Below are 16,475 nucleotides of genomic sequence, written 5' to 3'. Positions count from 1 at the left end.
AAAAATGAAACCAGGTAAATATTTCCTTAAGCTGCCCCTGTTATTTGCAGGGCTGCTTTTATTGGCCGCTTGCGGAAACAGTACATCTGAAAAGATGACTGCTTCACCGACTACCGCCAACACGACTGAAGCTAAAAAACCGCAGGGTCAGTTTCCTTTTTACAAGGACATTGCCATCCGACCGGGGGTTAACTTTGAAGTAGTCAGCTGGGGGAAAGGAGTGGATAGCATTGGTGGATACCTGATTCTTTTGTCAGATACGCTAAGAAATAATTATAAATCTTTTTCTAATGAACGTAAGGGAATCATTACTGATGCCTGGAACATGGACCTTGACAATGATGGTAACCCAGAAATCTATATTGAGTTGCTGAGCAAGAAAAATGTGCTGGACCTGAATGTTTATGAGTATGCTGGTGGAGAATTCAGGAAAATCAATTTCCCTCCATTGAGTGCTTCCATGAAGAAGAATTATGCTGGTGGCGACAAATTTATCATTAAAAACGGAGACCTTTTCCGTTCTTTCCCTGTAAAGGATGAGAAAGATACCACCAATAAAGCGGGAACAGTTAAAATGCTGCAATACCGTTTAAATGGGAACAGCTTTTCAACCAATGAAATAAAAGAATAGCGAAATCATTGCTGGATTAAACAAAACGGCCGTATTCCTAAAAGGATACGGCCGTTTTGTTTTGTGTTTTTAGCAAGTCATTAAACCAGCTTTTTATCTTTTGCCACCTGTATTGCCTCGGCTTTGGTATTTACATTCAGCTTCGTATAGATGTTTTTAGTATGTGTCTTTACAGTTTCCACCTCTATGAAAAGTTCTTTGGCAATTTGTCCGCGATCTTTACCGGTAGTCATCAGTTCCAGTATTTGGGTTTCCCTTTTCGTCAATGGACTGTCCGGGTTCTTTTGAAGGGAAAGAATCACCGTTTTAGCCACATCAGGACTCATTGGGCCACCACCATTTAGCACATCCTTAATGGCCTCAATTAACTTGGCTGTAGGGGTATTTTTGGTGAAATAACCAGATGCTCCATTGGCCAGTGCATCGAGTATAGTCTTCTCTGTTTCATAAACAGTCAGCATGATGATATATACTTGCGGCAGCAGTTTCTTCAATTGGGGAAGGGCATCAATGCCGTTGGTGCCAGGAAGCTGAATATCCAGAATGATCACATCTGGCTGATCTTTGCTGATTTTATGTTTTGCCGCATCGAATGAAGGATAAGTAGCCACCACCTGATAAGGAGAAGTGTGGTTAATTAAGTAAGCATACCCTTCTCTGATGGTTTGATCATCTTCAATGATCACAACTCTTGATTTTGGCTGACTATACATTTTTAAGACGCATTAAAGTGGAAAGACTAACAGTTAATTTAATCTCTGTACCAGTTGAGTCTGAATTGATGTTTAATTTTGCATTGATTCTTTTTGCTCTCACATTCATATTGTTTATCCCATGACCATCCATGGATCCTATGGGATCAAGCCCTTGTCCATCGTCTTTTACAACGATTTTCAAAGTTTCCCCATCTACTGTTGCTGAAAACACAACCATCCCCGGTTTTGCGTGTTTCAGCGCATTGTGAATCGCCTCCTTAAAAATCATGAGCAGGTTTCTGCTCACATCTAATGATAGTTTCCCATCGTATCCTCCCAGGTCAATATGAGACCGGAACGTTACATTAGTGTTGTTAAACATTTCTTTTCCAAATTCCTGGATATGCCCTAACAGCTCGGTTAACTTGTCATTTTTAGGATTTAGCGACCACAATATGTCTTTAGTACCCCTATATAATTCATTTACATTGTCGTTGATTTTTGAGATGATACTTCTCTTTTCTGTATCATGTTCATCGATCATACTGCTCAATACTTCTGATAAGACGGAGATTCGGGTCAATTTGTTACCAAGATCGTCATGAAAATCTTCAGCCGTCTGTTTTCTGACCTTAAATTGCTCTTCCAGCTTGATGGTTAACCTTAATTTTCGCTTGCGTTCATTCAAGTTCAGAATGATGTATACCATGAGTAACATCAAAAACACAATGAGCACAAAGATAAACAATCGGAATACACCTGTTTGATAATATGGGGGGGTAATCTCAAATGAAAACGAAGCCGTATTTAATGAGGCTATACCTGCTTTTGTAATGGCTCTCACCTGAAAAGTATACCTTCCTGGAGGAATGGAAGAGAAATTCATGGAAGTATTGCTGATACTTTCACTGTACTTGTTGTCTAGTCCAACTAAGCGATATTGATACACCAAGCCATCGGGATTGGCTAAAAAGATACCGGTAAAATTGATGTTCAGGTTGTTCTGCTGGTAGGGCAGAGTTGCCATATTACTCAGTTCATTCCCTTTGAATACCGTTTGCTGTTTGTTTTGCCTTCCTTTATTCTGGGCAAATGCAGTAACCGAATTGATGTAGATGAAAGGAGGAACCGAAGGTTTTAACTCGTGGTTCCGGTTGTACACTATGGCACCTTTCGTTGTACCCACCCAGATGTCATTATCCCGCTGAAGAATGGCATTTTGATTACATTCTACTAATAAATTAGGTTCATTGTTATTGCGGATTACACTAAAATCCCTGATGTTAATTTTATTGATGCCTTTACCAGTACCTGCCCATAAAATCCCCTGCTGATCCAGTAGTAAGCTATAAATATGATCGGATGCCAAACCTTGATGGGTATTTATGGATTTGGTTTTCCCGGTTTTACGATCCCAAATTAGAATCCCATTGTCAGAAGTTCCAAAGAGTAAGGTGTTTTGCCCTAATTTTTCCATGCAGAGGATGGAGGAGCCGTTGAGCTGCGGCAGGTTTAAAGGTTTGCTCTGTCCTGGAATGTTAATCGCGTAAACGCCATCCTGGGTGCCTACAAGGATTTCTCCTTCAGGAGTTTCCAAAAGGGTACTGCCAAATTGCTTACTCACCCATTCCAATTGTTTTGTCTTTTTATTCAGCAAATAGCAGCCTGCATTGGTAGACACCCAAATCTTACCTTTGCTGTCTTCTAGAATGGCATTATAGGCAATAGAATGACGGTCTAATGCCATTTGATTGATCTTTTTACCATCATAACACCAAAGTCCGCCATAAACGGTTCCGATCCAGATGTTTTTTTGACGGTCGTTATATAGAAAATTGATGTTTTTGCTATCCTCTAGCGTGGAAGGGATAGGGATTTCTTTAATTTTTCCCGATTTATATTGAAATAAACCACCATAAGTGCCGATCCATATTTCATCGGCTGCAGGACCATTCGCCAGACTCATGACGATTTTACTATTGAGCCCCTGAGATTCATCGAAAATGACGTAATCCCTGTCTACATATCTGAAAAGACCAGTTCCATCCGTTGCCAGCCAAATGTTGTTTTCTGCATCTTTAAAGATGGCATTGACCATGTTGTTGGTAAAACCATTTTTTCCGTTAAAGTGAATCAGGCTGTTGCTGCTCAGATAATAGGCCCCTGTACTATAACCGATCCATATATTGTTCTTGGCATCTTGTTCTATGGCTGTAAATTTCCCAGATACATATTGACGCATTCGCTTGGCATCCAAACCATATAAACCATCGGCTGCCAGCAGCCAGAATTTATCCCGATGCTGATGGTCTGTGAAAAAGTCAGAGATCACCAGGTCCTTTAATAGCGCATTTTGTGGATGTGGTACCCAGCGGTCTTTTTCCAGGTAAAAGATGCCTTTTTCTAAAATTGCTACTGCAATTTTTCCTTTATCGTCAACTTTTAAAGCAGTCACATTTTCCTGAGGATCTTTGCTGACATTCAGAAATGTGATTTGCTTTTCGTCGGTTTTAAAGAGCCTGGAAGAGGAGAGACCATACACTGTTCCGTTGGCGCTGGTGGTTAGTTTGCTCACCCATTCTTTGGTTTGTGCGTAATTATTGAAGCGATTGCCATTAAATTTGGAAATGCCCCGGGAAGTACCCAGCCATATTTCATCGTTTTTTCCTAAGCTGAGTGCCAGCGCAAAGTTGTTATTCAGGCCATTAGCTTTAGTGTAGCTAGTAAATTGCTTGCCATTAAAACAGCTTAAACCACCCAGTGTACTGATCCATAAACGGCGTTTGCTATCTTGAGTCACTGCGGTTACCTGCGATTGCGTTAAGCCATCTTCAATATCATACTGGCGGAAATTATACCGCTGCGCAAAGCTGTACACACTGCCTAACAGAAGGAACAGTCCAATGGAAAAAATCGTTTTGTAATACACTATCGGTGGGAATTGATGGTTTAAACCACCGTAAATATATTTATAGTTAGAGAATTAAAAAATACCCCCATAAGGGTGATTTTTTTGCAATGGGAGAAATATACCCCCTCAAGGGGGAACAGATGATGATTTTCGAAGCTTAAATTTGTTGAATAAATTATTAAAAACGAACATGCTATTTCCTATGATGACTGATGAGTTAAATTACCAGGTCATTTTTGTAAGAGACATTTCATTAGCAACTGCTTTTTTTATGGAGCAGCTGGATCTGAAAAAGGAGGAGGATTTGTTGGTTGCGGGGATAAATTGTCCAGTGCTGAAAATGTTTAATGGCCATCGTTTAATGCTGGTGAAACATTTTGAACCTGAAACTGAACCTACAGTAATTTATACAGATGATTGCCTGCGGGATTTTTGCAAGCTCAAAAGGGAAGGTATAGAGATGTTCTCCATGCCAATGTACCGGACAAAAGGACTTTCATGTGAGTTTTTTGATCCTTCAGGAAATCATATTTTGTTATTAGAGGAAAGAGATTATACAGATGCTTAAATTAAAAGGAAATGAGGTTTCAGAAAATATTGGTCGATAAGAATGAGGTCATTATGGAATCTGTTTATGAGGCAAATTCTCCGCTTACAACAGGGAAGTATGCCATTCAGATGATCTTTAATGGGGCTGCAGCGTATACAATTGCCAATCGGGAATTGAATCTTTACTCAGGAAATTTTATCTTTTTGAACCAGGATACTGCCTACTCCAGAAAAATTGATTCTTCGGTGAAAGTCGATTCTATGTCTGTACTTTTCGATCCTGATTTTGTGATTGATTTTGAGTATTCCAGAACCGCAAAGGATGGGCTTTTATTAGATGAGCCTGAAGCCAACCAACGAATCGCTCCTGTTTTTGTTGAAGCCATTTATCCACTGCAGGGAGATATGAAATTTAACCTCCTGAACCTGAAAAAGCAGGTCGAACAAGGGAATACGGATAATTTATTACTGAATACTTATCTTGAACATTGCCTGGTTAATTATTACGCCCTCTATGATGCGGAAGTCGTAAACAGAGAAGCTTCTTTGAAATTTCTAAGCCATACGACCAAATCGGAAATTCTGAGAAGGCTGAGTATCGCAAGAGATTACATCATCAGTAACTATAATAAAAATATTTGTTTAGAAGAGATCGCCAGGATTGCCTGTCTTTCGGTCAACCATTTTCTGAGAACTTTTAAACAAGCCTATCATCAATCACCGCATCAATTTCTGACCAGCATCAGGTTGCGTCAGGCCAAATATTTTCTAAAACATACTGACTATCCAGTCAATGAAATTGTAGATATCGTAGGTTTTGAATGCCCGAGTTCTTTCATTCGGCTTTTTAGAAATTCTTTCCACATCACTCCCGGTCAATATCGCTAGTTTTTCTTGCGGTTTTTATTAAAAAGTGTTTTTAGCACATTGGTAATCAGTCTATTGGGTTATTTTTAATAAAAAAAACTGCTCATGAAAAAGATTTTATTTACGTGCTTTCTGATGCTTTTTATCGGCAGCACATTCGGCTCCAGTCGCCCGCTGAATAATGATGATCGACTGCTCAAAAAAACAGTAAATAGTAAACCCCTTACAGTTGTAAATGCATTCATTGATGCAAGCACGCACATGGATGCCAAACTGCTTAATTTAATATTGAGCGATAATGCAAAAGTGTGTGTATGCCTGGGAAAAAAAATAGGAAAGCACTCCAAACAGCAATTGGTTTCATTTTATAAAAAAATTGGTAAAACAGACCTGAACTGCGAATCGGACTATGAAATTGTATCCAGCAGTAACACGCTGACTGTAGTACGCGTAGATCTTAAATTCCCCCTGTTTGTACAACGCAATTACATTACCATTGAACGTGGAGATGAAGGTCTTTGGGAAATTACACAAGTGAATAGATTTAACGAAAATAGTTAACTTGGTGATTTTCGCTTATCAGGGATTTTGATTCCTATCTATATTTGGAGTAGGAAATCCAGATATAATTTCGGATGATTTAAATTTGGGTTAGTTAATAAAAGGAAAAGTCAACTTCGTAATGGAGCTGACTTTTTTTGTGTCTTAATTTTCCTGGGATGAAGTTGATGATGTCATTTGGCACTCCTCGGTTCATGTACAGAGGTAGCAGGTTTTTAGCTGAGCTCTGGTAGGGGAGCAGGCCCTACAAGGCCCTAGCAGCCCCCTGCTAGAGCATACTTAAAGGTCTGTCAGAAATAGTGACAAGTTCAGCCAAGCTCAACTAATGTAAATGAAACAAGCTATGCTAAATTAAAAAAAAAGGAGCCATTTGAATAGCTCCTTTTTTCCTGGCTAAATTGAAGCCAGTTAAGGCTGTTCCTGAAACTGATTTCCTAAACGTTCGAACTTCTCAATTAATAAAGAAATTCTTTCTTTGTCCTTTTTAATGACTGCTTTTCTCACGAGTGTGGAACAAAACACCATCCATAGCGTAGTGAAAAGAACGATGAGTACCTGTGCCCACAGTGGCATATAAGTCACGATTTCAATGAGGTATAGTGCCGAACCAATACTCAGGGCAGCGGTATAAATCCAGTACATCTGATGGTAAAGGCTGAATCTGCTGAGCTGATACTGTTTCAATCGGTTCAGAAACTCATTCGGGTGGGTAGTGAAATCATTTTTAGAAATTAAGAGGTGACCTTTATATAACATAAATATAGAGGCGGCAATAGCCAGAAGCACCACTGCAATTCCGGCATCTGTAGTCCAGGATTGAAAATCAAAAAATACCCATAAACTTGCCACAGCAAGAAAAGAAATGCCCATACCTGCGATGTTTAAGATCGACCGTCTGCGTATGGAATTTACTTCCTTTTTTGCCTGTGCCAGCATCTCATCTGAAGATAGTTTAACTGCTACAGTATGGGATTGCCAAAGCGATTGTATCTGATCAAATTCTTGCATGCTGATTGTATAATTCTGTAAGTTTTAATTTTATGCGGTGGATTTTTACCCTCAGGTTCCCCTCGCTGATTCCTGAGATGTCCGCAATCTCATGATATGGCAATTCATCCAATACCATAGTAATGATTAAACGGTCGTTTTCTTCCAGTTGAGAGATCGATTTATAAAGTAATGCGACCTGCTCGTTCTTTTCAGATAACTCTTCTGGACGGGTCTCAATGATGTTTTCTGTGAGTTCGTCTTTTGCCTGACGCTTTTCCGACCTCAAATAGGTAAGGCAAGTGTTTACTGCAATTCTATAAATCCAGGTGGAGATCAGCGACTTATTCCGGAACTTGTCCAGGTTCTGCCAAACCTTAAGAAAAGTCTCCTGAAGCAGGTCATTTGCAGCGTCTTGATCGCCCGTATAACCGTAACAAAGATGGAATATTTTCTTGGAATTGGTGTCGAAGATTTGCTTAAATAACAGGTCTTTCTCTTTCAATATGCGTCTTTTTATTATTTGGTTAGATAAAAATATAGCTTTTTGTTACAAGTTGAATGTATAAAATTAGTTGCTTTGGTAATATTATTTAGAGAATAAAGTAATTGTTGTAGTTTTACAAACTGTATAAATACTTTAAAAGTTAGTATGTCAAAAAATAATAAGTTAACATTTTTCATTTTTCTAGCCTTGGTATTAGGTGTTGGATTAGGATATTATTTAAATGTCTCTTCATTTAAAGATTACAATGAAAACATTGCCAAATCAGAAACTCAGCTCAAAAATGTTGAAGTAAAATTGCTCAGCGTTAAAGACACAACTGTACAGCAATATGCAGAACTGAAAACGCAAAAGGTAGTCGCTACTAAAGCAAGAGCAGAAGCGGAAAAAGTGAGAGAGAAGGCATTAGAGCCACTGACTTTACTAAGTGATATCTTTTTGAGACTGATCAAAATGATCGTTGCCCCCCTTGTTTTCTCTACCCTGGTGGTTGGCGTAGCAAAAGTGGGTGACATTAAAGCGGTAGGCCGTATTGGGGGTAAAACCATGTTATGGTTCATGAGCGCGTCTTTATTATCACTGATTCTCGGAATGATCATGGTCAATATTTTTGAACCAGGGTTGGCGATGAATTTACCTTTACCTCCTGCAAATGCGGATACCGGGATTCATAAAGTCGCACTTTCCATGAAAGATTTCATCTCGCACATTGTCCCTAAAAGTATGACAGAGGCGATGGCAACCAATGAAATCCTGCAAATTGTGGTGTTCTCCCTGTTCTTCGGGGTAGCAACAGCTGCTATAGGAGAGAAAGGTCAGATCATCATTAAATTCTTCGACGCGGTCGCACATGTGATCCTTAAAGTAACCGGTTATGTGATGAATTTTGCGCCATTCGCTGTATTTGGTGCCATGGCTGCGATTGTGGCTAAGCAAGGTTTAAGTGTATTGTCTACCTACGCTATATTCATCGGAGAATTTTATGGCAGTATGTTCCTGCTATGGGTGGTCTTGATTTTGATCGGCTGGACCATTCTTAAAGGTAGGGTATTTAACCTGATGAACAGAATGAAAGAACCAGTATTGCTTGCTTTTAGTACCGCCAGCAGTGAAGCTGCCTATCCTAAAACCATGCTTCAGCTGGAACGTTTTGGCTGTAAAGATAAAATTGTAAGTTTTGTATTGCCGTTGGGTTATTCCTTTAACCTGGATGGATCAATGCTGTATATGACTTTTGCTTCTTTGTTTATTGCACAATCTTATGGCATTCATTTGTCTTTTGAGCAGCAGATTACGATGCTATTGATTCTGATGCTGACCAGTAAAGGGATAGCGGGCGTGCCTAGAGCCTCTTTGGTCGTGATTGCAGGAACAATTGCCACCTTTAACATTCCGGAAGCAGGATTGGCTTTATTGATCGGTATCGATCCATTATTGGATATGGGTAGATCTGCAACTAACGTAGTTGGAAATAGTATCGCCACAGCCGTAGTCAGCAAATGGGAAGGTGAGCTTACTGAGCCCCTCGACTAATTTATAAACACATCAATAATTACCATATATAACATGAGTACAAACGCGAAGAAAATCTTCCTATTATTCACCATTGTCGTCCCTTTCCTGGCCTATTGTGTCATCTATTATACGCCAATGTTTCGTAATGCGCCTTTTAAATCTACTGAATTCAAATCTATTGAATACAAATGGGGCGTAGGCAATAATCTGGAGAACACTTATAATTCCGAAACAGGGGATTATCAGTATGTAGATGGGAGAGACTCAGTGATCAAAACAAATGTAAAGCTTCGTCACAATGACATGCTTTATTTACACAGTAAAGCTGCGGAGATTGGTTTTTGGAATTTTCCGGATGTAATTGCCAACCAGGGAACCAACCTGGATTCTAATAAGGCATTGCGCTATGAGATTACATTCAATTACAAGAAAAAATCTAAAAAGGTGATTTACCTGACGGATTACAATGAAATCCCTAAATTAAAAGGGCTGGCAGAGCAAATGAAAACCCTTGTGTCACAGAGTATCAATGACGCAGAAGAAAGGTATGGAAAGAAAAAGTAAATCTGTTATGGATTTAAAATAATTAATTCTATATTTGCACCTCGATAAAAAAAATAAACAGTTTAAAATAATAATTATTTAACAATGTACGCAATAGTAAATATAGCAGGACAGCAATTCAAAGTTGCAAAAGACCAGCACCTTTTTGTACACCGTTTGCAAGGAGATGAAGGCGCTAGTATTGAATTTGACAATGTATTGTTGGTTGAAGAAGATGGTAAAATTCTTGTAGGTGCTCCTACTTTGAAAGGCGCTTCGGTTTCAGCTAAGATCGTGTCTCATTTAAAAGGTGATAAAGTAATCGTTTTCAAAAAGAAACGTAGAAAAGGTTACAAAAAGAAAAATGGTCACCGCCAGTACTTCACTAAAATCCAGATCTCTGGTATCAGTTTATAATTAATTGTTAAACAAAACGAGTTACCAGATCATCAGGTAGTTCATAAAATATAAATCATGGCACACAAAAAAGGAGCCGGTAGTTCGAGAAACGGACGTGAATCGCATAGTAAACGCCTTGGTATCAAAATCTTTGGTGGACAGGTAGCAATCTCTGGAAACATCATCGTACGCCAACGCGGTACAAAACACCATCCAGATAAAGGAGTAGGTATTGGTAAAGACCATACTTTATTCGCTTTAGTTGATGGTACTGTAATCTTCAAAAAGAAACAAGACAACAAATCTTATGTTTCTATCCTGCCTTTTCCAGTAGTAATTACTGAAGAAGAAGTAGTAGCACCAGTTGCTAAAGCTGAAAAAGTAGCCGCTCCTGCAACGGAAGAAGCTGCTCCAGCTAAAAAAGCACCTGCTAAGAAAGCTGCTGCAAAAGCAGAATAGTAGAACAATATTTAAAAAGGGCCATGACGTAATGTGATGGCCCTTTTTTGTTTGTTTAATGATTATTTTAGTGGACTTTCTCCTTCAGGACTTCCAATTCCTTTGCTAACTTATCTACTGTACTGCTGAATTGCTTTAAGGCCTGCTCCAGTTCCTGAATGATCTGGTTTGCTGTCTCACAGCCTGCTGCTGAATGCTCCTCCTCTTCACCATGAATTAGCCAATGGTAGGTCTTGCCATAATACCTGGCCAGTTTATGTAGCGTATGAAAGGTAGGATACTGATTTCCAAGTTCTATTTGAGAATAATTACTTCTTGATAAATTAAGAACTTCCGCAATTAATGACTGGGAATGACCGTTTTTAGCCCTCAAGTCCTTAATCCTGTCCCCAATATCCTTCTTTGATAGAATTTCTTGCATAACTAATATATATTTCGTTGATTTGCGTTGATTACAAATGAGTTAATTGTTTGATAAATAAGGCAATTATGACTCCATAATCTGTTTATGTACCCGTTTATCCTAAACAGAATTCAATTGTGTTAATGCTAAGGCTAATAAATGAAAACCAAGAGGAAAGTATTTATAGGCTGTTTATACTCATTAAGTGCGTTAAAAGACTTAAAATATGCCAATTAGAAGGATTTGCGAAGCTGCAGACTGCTCGTTTTTTACCATAGATAAAAATTACCAGCTGGTGTCTTTTAAAATGGAAGCACAGGATTACCTGGATGGCTTTCTGCTAAAATCTCCCTCAATTGGGGACTCAGCTGTGGAAATCATTACACAGAAATACAGAAAGAATTTTCAAAGTTTGCTGATCAGGTGTTTCGGCGGACAAAGTTTCAGCATTGTACAGCGATTTGGAATTGAGCATACCAACGATCTGTTTCTTCAGATTATTTTTACCCCTTTGTTTAAAGCAGGGGCGGTAGACCAGGTATTATGTACGCTGGTCAATGATAACGATCGTTCCGGTTCTTTAAAAATGCTTGGAGAATATTCTCACCTCACCTCCCATGAATTGAGGGCACCGATCACCAATATTCTTAGCCTTTCTACCCTAACCAATTACCAGCAGTTGGAGAGCTTTGAAGTTGCTAAAATCAATCAGTTGCTGAATGACATTAACCTGCAGGCCGTAAAGCTGGATGGAATCATTAAAATGCTCAATTCCATGATGCACAAACAGGAGGATGAAGACCTTTTTGCAGAGCTGACAGAAAAGACAGATACCAACCATATTGTACTCGTAGATGATGATGTAATCACCAACAGACTGCACCAAATGCTGATCCGGAAACAGTATCATGAGAAAAAAATAGCCTTATTTAACCATCCAGAAATTGCTTTAGGATACATTAAAGAGCATAAACCTGATTTGATCCTGCTGGACCTGCACATGCCGGAAATCGATGGATGGAAATTTCTGCAGATGATGGAAGAACATCAGATCTTTGTGGATGTCATTATTGTCTCTTCTTCCATAGATCCCAGAGAGCGCTTGAGAGCCAAATCTTTTATGTGCGTTAAGGATTTTTATGTAAAACCACTGACCGCAGAAAAAGTAAAGCAGCTATTGGAAGATTAATTGTTCTCCCTATAGCTGCCTTCTTTGTCTTTGTGTTGTTTTTAAGCGCCTTAGTGCTCTCTATTCATCAATTGATTAGCTAGTAGTACCAATTCTTTTTTTCGTTCCTCAGGGACCGCTAATGCGTTTAGAGCTTGGAAGGCTTTGTCGGAATAGTTTCTCATTTCCAGACTGGCCAGACCTCTGATGTCGTACTTATTGTATAAAATGGTCATGTTGGCTATTTTATCATCGAAATCAGTGTTGCTGCTTTGCTGCTCCATTTCCAGTAAGTCTGCAGGCTCAGCCAGTTCTTTTAGTTTCAGCAGGAGCATGGTCTTCTTATTGGCAATAATGTCGCCGCCAACCTGTTTTCCAAATTTCTCCGGATCACCATAAACATCCAGAATGTCGTCCTGTAATTGGAAGGCAATTCCTATGTTTTCTCCAAACTCATAGAGCTGTGCCGCATCTTCTGCGCTTGCACCCGCAACCTGAGCACCAAGTTTCATCGCGCCGCCTAATAAAACGGCTGTTTTTAAACGAATCATATTGATGTATTCTGCGATGCCTACGACTTCACGTTCTTCAAACTCCATGTCGAGCTGCTGACCTTCACAAACACCTTGCGCAGTGGTGTTAAAGGTATCCAATGCGTTTTTTAGCACATTGCTGGCTAACATAGAAAGGTGTTTGTTGGACTCTACCATCATGACATCACCACTAAGTATGGCATTGTTAACGCCCCATTTTTCATGAACACTTTGCTGACCTCTGCGCAATGGCGCATTGTCCATAATATCGTCATGAATTAAAGTGAAATTATGAAAGGTCTCGATGGCCAATGCAGCAGGGATCGCCTGCTCAATGTCGGTGTCAAATAAATCAGCAGCCATTAAAACTAAGGCTGGTCTGATTCTTTTGCCACCAAGGCTCATGATATAGCGGATCGGCTCATAAAGTTTTGCAGGATGTGCTGGGTATTCGATCTTATAAATAGCATTTTCTATAATTTCTTGTAATTGGGTAGGAGTATACATGTTTTTTGCAAAGGAATTTACCGAAGTATCTGTTTTAATATTATTGGATTAAAGAAAAATCTATTTGTCTTTTCGAGAGGTCAACTTTTTTCACTTTTACCTGTACTTCATCGCCCAGCTGATAAGTTTTCTTTTTACGCTGTCCAACAATAGAGTAGTTTTTCTCGTCAAGTACATAGAAATCGTCCGTTAGGTCTCTCAGGCGAATCATGCCCTCACATTTATTGGCCATCAGCTCAATGTACATTCCCCATTCGGTAACGCCGGAAATGATCCCTGTGTAGGTGTTTCCAATGTTATCTTCCAGGTATTCTGCTTGTTTGTATTTGATCGAAGCACGTTCTGCATCAGCAGCACGTTTTTCCATTGCAGAAGAGTGCGAAGCTGCAATTTCATATTCTTCTTCATTTGCAGATTTCTCCCCGTTCAGATAAGCGGCAAGGAGGCGGTGCACCATCACATCAGGGTATCGTCTGATCGGAGAGGTGAAGTGGGTATAATGGTCGAATGCCAAACCGTAATGGCTGGTTTTCTTGGTGGTATAAACTGCTTTTGCCATAGAACGAATGGCCAGCTGTGTCAATACGTTCTGCTCTTTTTTACCTTCCACATCTTCCATCAGGTAATTCAGTGATTTTGCAATCTCTTTATCTGATTTCGTATTGATCTTGTAACCGAAACGCGCCGCAAAAAGTGCGAAAGTGTTTAAGGTTTCCAGATTCGGGGAATCATGTGAACGGTAAATGAAAGTATATTTCTGCTTGCCTTTTCCTTTTTTGGCGATAAATTCTGCTACTTTTCTATTGGCCAGCAGCATATAATCTTCAATCAGTTTATGGGCATCTTTACGTTCTTTTACGTATACGCCAATCGGCTTGCCATGCTCATCAAGCTTGAATTTAACCTCGGTACTTTCAAAACTGATGGCACCTTCTTTAAATTTCTTTTCTCTCAGGATATAGGCCAGTTCATTCAGTTTAAGAATTTCTTCTGCGTGATCGCCTTCCTTGGTTTCGATTACTTCCTGCGCTTCTTCATAGCTGAATCGTCTGTTGGAATGGATGACCGTACGGCCAAACCATTGGGTGATGATGTTTGCTTTTTCATCCAGTTCAAACACAGCGGCAAAACACAGCTTATCTTCATTTGGACGTAAAGAGCATACGCCATTACTGAGTCGCTCCGGAAGCATTGGAATCACACGGTCTACCAGGTAAACAGAGGTTGCTCTGCCATACGCTTCTTTATCCAGCGCTGAATTTGGCCTAACATAATGAGAAACATCGGCAATGTGTACGCCGATTTCGTAATTTCCATTCTCCAGTTGTTTAAAGGAAATGGCATCATCGAAATCTTTCGCATCGGCAGGGTCAATCGTGAAAGTCACGGTATCTCTGAAATCTCTGCGGCCTTCAATTTCTGCAGCAGAAACCTGTTCAGGAATGGCATTTGCCTCTTTTTCTACTTCCGGTGGGAAGCTCAGAGGGAAGCCATACTGCGCAAGAATTGCGTTCATTTCTGTATTGTTCTCTCCTTGTTCTCCAAGAATTGTGCTGATCTTTCCGATCGGATTTTTTGCACCTTCCGGCCAGTCTGTAATACTAACCTGTACTTTTTGCCCGTTTTTTGCCCCGTTAAGGTCGCTCAAAGGAACAAAAATATCATGCAGCATTTTCTTATCGTCCACGTTTACAAAAGCGAAACGGTCGGAAATTTTGATGACACCGATGAAGTCAGTTTTTGCGCGTTGAATGATCTCGACTACTTCGCCTTCGTTCTTGCGTCCACTTTTCTTAGCGTAAATGTAAACTTTTACCTTATCGCCATGCAGGGCATTGTGAAGTTTACGGGAAGAGACGAATACATCTTTTTCAAACTCATCGTCAGGGACGATAAACGCAGCACCATCGGCAGTCATGTCGACTTTTCCAATGATAAATGTTTTCAGGTCTTTCAATCTGAACTTGCCACGTTCAGGTTCTGCGAAAATGCCTTTTTTAGCCTGTTGCTTTAATATATCGAGGATTGTTTCCTTAGCATCGGAATCTGTAATGTTTAATTTTGCAGACACCTGTTTGTAATTCAGGGCCTCTTTATTGCTTTTCTCCAGAACATCGCTGATTAATTGTATTAAAACGAGTTCTAAGTGAGATGATTTATTTTTTGCCATAGTATAGATATGAATCATTCGAAGGTAACAATTTGAAGTGGAAAAGCTGTAAAATGCCCAGTTAAATGTCTTTAATCAGGCAGTACGACCTTGTAAAAGGGCTTAAATCTGTGATAATGGATGACTGATTTTTGTATCTTTGAATAAATAAGGTTTTATTAAAGAAAATAGGTTTTGATAACTATAGACGATAAAGAGCGGGAAACAGGGAAAGAGCTGATCATGATCCTCATTAAGGCCCTGATTTGTATGGTATTGGTTTATTTTGCGATCGAGGTTCCGCAATTGTATGCAAAATCCCCTTTTCTTGGTAAATTAAACAAAGCCTGTATTTTGTTTTTAGGGCCGAGTTTGCTGGTTTCTGTCCTTCGGCAAGTAATGATTTTTTGGTACATCAAAAAGCATCGTTTAAAAAAGACGGTGAAGGACAATTTTATCCTGGGCATCAATAGGGTGGTGTCGATCTTAAACACGGCGTTTATGGCCCTGGCATTGACCACGTTGTTCAGTGTAAATCCTTTAGATCTGGTGTTTAGTGTGTCCATTGTGGCGGCAGCTTTAGCGGTAACTTTTAAAGATTACATCACCAATATGATCAATGGATTGATCATTATGTTTTCAGACCGCTTGTCTTTAGGTGACCATATTAAATTAGGAGAGTATGAAGGGAAAATTCTGGACATTACGCTGATCAATATGATTCTTCAAAATGAAGACAGTGATATGGTGATCATTCCAAACTCAGTTGCTTTTAGTTCTGTAATTGTGAATCAATCCAAGCAGAACACAAAGAAATTGAGCATAGAGTTTGACCTGTCATTGAGACATAGTTATACACCTGATTTTCTGGAGGAATATCTGGAAAAAGCGATCGAAAATGATGCTGATAATGTAATAGAAGGCGGTTTGTCGATCAAAACGATTGCCATCAATAAAGATGTGGCCGTCTTTAAAGTGATGGTGCTTTTGAAGCATTATGATAAGGTAAAAGAACGTGCCGTAAGGAGGTTACTCAATACGGCGATTATCCAGTTGGCCAGTGGTTCAGCAGATCCGGAAATTCATTAAAAAA

The 16,475-nt window shown here is 39.5% G+C and carries 17 protein-coding genes; 10 read left to right on the top strand and 7 right to left on the bottom strand.

What is annotated here, in order from left to right:
• Positions 1 to 4 precede the first annotated feature (4 nt).
• Positions 5 to 631, top strand: a complete 627-nt coding sequence (locus tag K7X70_RS19075) for a hypothetical protein (RefSeq protein WP_222538573.1) — start codon at positions 5 to 7, stop codon at positions 629 to 631.
• Between the two features lie 80 nt (positions 632 to 711).
• On the opposite strand, the gene K7X70_RS19070 is transcribed toward K7X70_RS19075, so the two are convergent.
• Together K7X70_RS19070 and K7X70_RS19065 are read right to left on the bottom strand one after the other, a co-directional pair.
• A complete protein-coding gene (locus tag K7X70_RS19070) occupies positions 712 to 1,344 on the bottom strand; it encodes a response regulator transcription factor (protein WP_222538572.1) in 633 nt (210 codons plus the stop codon).
• Positions 1,337 to 4,255: a ligand-binding sensor domain-containing protein gene (locus tag K7X70_RS19065; protein ID WP_222538571.1), complete on the bottom strand. Its 2,919-nt coding sequence runs from the start codon at positions 4,253 to 4,255 to the stop codon at positions 1,337 to 1,339. Before K7X70_RS19065 ends, K7X70_RS19070 begins: the two co-directional genes overlap by 8 nt.
• Before the next feature lie 172 nt (positions 4,256 to 4,427).
• On the opposite strand from K7X70_RS19065, the gene K7X70_RS19060 reads away from it, so the two are divergent.
• From K7X70_RS19060 to K7X70_RS19050, 3 genes are all read left to right on the top strand, one after another.
• The gene (locus K7X70_RS19060) at positions 4,428 to 4,805 is read left to right on the top strand and encodes a VOC family protein (protein ID WP_222538570.1); all 378 of its coding nucleotides are present in this window, start codon (positions 4,428 to 4,430) and stop codon (positions 4,803 to 4,805) included.
• Between the two features lie 11 nt (positions 4,806 to 4,816).
• Entirely contained in the window at positions 4,817 to 5,674 is an 858-nt protein-coding gene (locus K7X70_RS19055; RefSeq protein ID WP_222538569.1) for a helix-turn-helix transcriptional regulator, read from the top strand.
• Between the two features lie 84 nt (positions 5,675 to 5,758).
• Complete coding sequence (locus K7X70_RS19050; RefSeq protein ID WP_222538568.1) at positions 5,759 to 6,214, top strand: hypothetical protein; 456 nt, start codon at positions 5,759 to 5,761, stop codon at positions 6,212 to 6,214.
• Between the two features lie 408 nt (positions 6,215 to 6,622).
• Here the strand turns inward: K7X70_RS19050 and K7X70_RS19045 are convergent, their stop codons facing one another.
• Together K7X70_RS19045 and K7X70_RS19040 are read right to left on the bottom strand one after the other, a co-directional pair.
• Positions 6,623 to 7,222: a hypothetical protein gene (locus tag K7X70_RS19045; protein WP_222538567.1), complete on the bottom strand. Its 600-nt coding sequence runs from the start codon at positions 7,220 to 7,222 to the stop codon at positions 6,623 to 6,625.
• Positions 7,209 to 7,706: an RNA polymerase sigma factor gene (locus K7X70_RS19040; RefSeq protein ID WP_062549678.1), complete on the bottom strand. Its 498-nt coding sequence runs from the start codon at positions 7,704 to 7,706 to the stop codon at positions 7,209 to 7,211. The genes K7X70_RS19045 and K7X70_RS19040 overlap by 14 nt, the downstream gene beginning before the upstream one ends.
• Positions 7,707 to 7,853: 147 nt before the next feature.
• Here K7X70_RS19040 and K7X70_RS19035 point away from each other — a divergent pair, with 147 nt between their 5' ends.
• From K7X70_RS19035 to rpmA, 4 genes are all read left to right on the top strand, one after another.
• Positions 7,854 to 9,239, top strand: coding sequence for a dicarboxylate/amino acid:cation symporter (locus K7X70_RS19035; RefSeq protein ID WP_187664579.1), 1,386 nt, complete (start codon positions 7,854 to 7,856; stop codon positions 9,237 to 9,239).
• 33 nt (positions 9,240 to 9,272) lie between these two features.
• Entirely contained in the window at positions 9,273 to 9,785 is a 513-nt protein-coding gene (locus K7X70_RS19030) for a hypothetical protein (RefSeq protein ID WP_062549676.1), read from the top strand.
• Between the two features lie 84 nt (positions 9,786 to 9,869).
• A complete protein-coding gene (gene rplU / locus K7X70_RS19025; RefSeq protein ID WP_062549675.1) occupies positions 9,870 to 10,181 on the top strand; it encodes a 50S ribosomal protein L21 in 312 nt (103 codons plus the stop codon).
• Positions 10,182 to 10,238: 57 nt separating this feature from the next.
• Positions 10,239 to 10,622 carry a 50S ribosomal protein L27 gene (gene rpmA, locus K7X70_RS19020; protein ID WP_222538566.1) on the top strand — a complete coding sequence of 128 codons (384 nt, stop codon included), beginning with the start codon at positions 10,239 to 10,241 and terminating at the stop codon, positions 10,620 to 10,622.
• Positions 10,623 to 10,689: 67 nt separating this feature from the next.
• Here the strand turns inward: rpmA and K7X70_RS19015 are convergent, their stop codons facing one another.
• Complete coding sequence (locus tag K7X70_RS19015) at positions 10,690 to 11,043, bottom strand: helix-turn-helix domain-containing protein (protein ID WP_222538565.1); 354 nt, start codon at positions 11,041 to 11,043, stop codon at positions 10,690 to 10,692.
• Between the two features lie 208 nt (positions 11,044 to 11,251).
• On the opposite strand from K7X70_RS19015, the gene K7X70_RS19010 reads away from it, so the two are divergent.
• A complete protein-coding gene (locus K7X70_RS19010; RefSeq protein WP_222538564.1) occupies positions 11,252 to 12,214 on the top strand; it encodes an ATP-binding response regulator in 963 nt (320 codons plus the stop codon).
• A gap of 50 nt (positions 12,215 to 12,264) precedes the next feature.
• Here the strand turns inward: K7X70_RS19010 and K7X70_RS19005 are convergent, their stop codons facing one another.
• Positions 12,265 to 13,233 (bottom strand): polyprenyl synthetase family protein, encoded by a 969-nt coding sequence (locus K7X70_RS19005; RefSeq protein WP_222538563.1) that lies wholly within the window; start codon positions 13,231 to 13,233, stop codon positions 12,265 to 12,267.
• Between the two features lie 40 nt (positions 13,234 to 13,273).
• A complete protein-coding gene (rnr, locus tag K7X70_RS19000) occupies positions 13,274 to 15,403 on the bottom strand; it encodes a ribonuclease R (protein WP_222538562.1) in 2,130 nt (709 codons plus the stop codon).
• A gap of 174 nt (positions 15,404 to 15,577) precedes the next feature.
• Here rnr and K7X70_RS18995 point away from each other — a divergent pair, with 174 nt between their 5' ends.
• The gene (locus K7X70_RS18995; RefSeq protein WP_255607425.1) at positions 15,578 to 16,471 is read left to right on the top strand and encodes a mechanosensitive ion channel family protein; all 894 of its coding nucleotides are present in this window, start codon (positions 15,578 to 15,580) and stop codon (positions 16,469 to 16,471) included.
• Positions 16,472 to 16,475: the final 4 nt, after the last annotated feature.

Origin of the sequence: Pedobacter polysacchareus (genome assembly GCF_019802255.1) — a bacterium.
In the GTDB taxonomy this organism is placed as follows: domain Bacteria; phylum Bacteroidota; class Bacteroidia; order Sphingobacteriales; family Sphingobacteriaceae; genus Pedobacter; species Pedobacter polysacchareus.
Note: the sequence above shows the minus strand (reverse complement) of the source record. Positions and strands in the feature narration are given on the sequence as shown.

Coding starts and splice junctions, on each gene's coding strand:
- K7X70_RS19075 (WP_222538573.1), top strand. CDS start 5: ATGAAACCAGGTAAATATTTCCTTAAGCTGCCCCTGTTATTTGCAGGG.
- K7X70_RS19070 (WP_222538572.1), bottom strand. CDS start 1,344: ATGTATAGTCAGCCAAAATCAAGAGTTGTGATCATTGAAGATGATCAA.
- K7X70_RS19060 (WP_222538570.1), top strand. CDS start 4,428: ATGCTATTTCCTATGATGACTGATGAGTTAAATTACCAGGTCATTTTT.
- K7X70_RS19055 (WP_222538569.1), top strand. CDS start 4,817: ATGAGGTTTCAGAAAATATTGGTCGATAAGAATGAGGTCATTATGGAA.
- K7X70_RS19050 (WP_222538568.1), top strand. CDS start 5,759: ATGAAAAAGATTTTATTTACGTGCTTTCTGATGCTTTTTATCGGCAGC.
- K7X70_RS19045 (WP_222538567.1), bottom strand. CDS start 7,222: ATGCAAGAATTTGATCAGATACAATCGCTTTGGCAATCCCATACTGTA.
- K7X70_RS19035 (WP_187664579.1), top strand. CDS start 7,854: ATGTCAAAAAATAATAAGTTAACATTTTTCATTTTTCTAGCCTTGGTA.
- K7X70_RS19030 (WP_062549676.1), top strand. CDS start 9,273: ATGAGTACAAACGCGAAGAAAATCTTCCTATTATTCACCATTGTCGTC.
- rplU (WP_062549675.1), top strand. CDS start 9,870: ATGTACGCAATAGTAAATATAGCAGGACAGCAATTCAAAGTTGCAAAA.
- rpmA (WP_222538566.1), top strand. CDS start 10,239: ATGGCACACAAAAAAGGAGCCGGTAGTTCGAGAAACGGACGTGAATCG.
- K7X70_RS19015 (WP_222538565.1), bottom strand. CDS start 11,043: ATGCAAGAAATTCTATCAAAGAAGGATATTGGGGACAGGATTAAGGAC.
- K7X70_RS19010 (WP_222538564.1), top strand. CDS start 11,252: ATGCCAATTAGAAGGATTTGCGAAGCTGCAGACTGCTCGTTTTTTACC.
- K7X70_RS19005 (WP_222538563.1), bottom strand. CDS start 13,233: ATGTATACTCCTACCCAATTACAAGAAATTATAGAAAATGCTATTTAT.
- rnr (WP_222538562.1), bottom strand. CDS start 15,403: ATGGCAAAAAATAAATCATCTCACTTAGAACTCGTTTTAATACAATTA.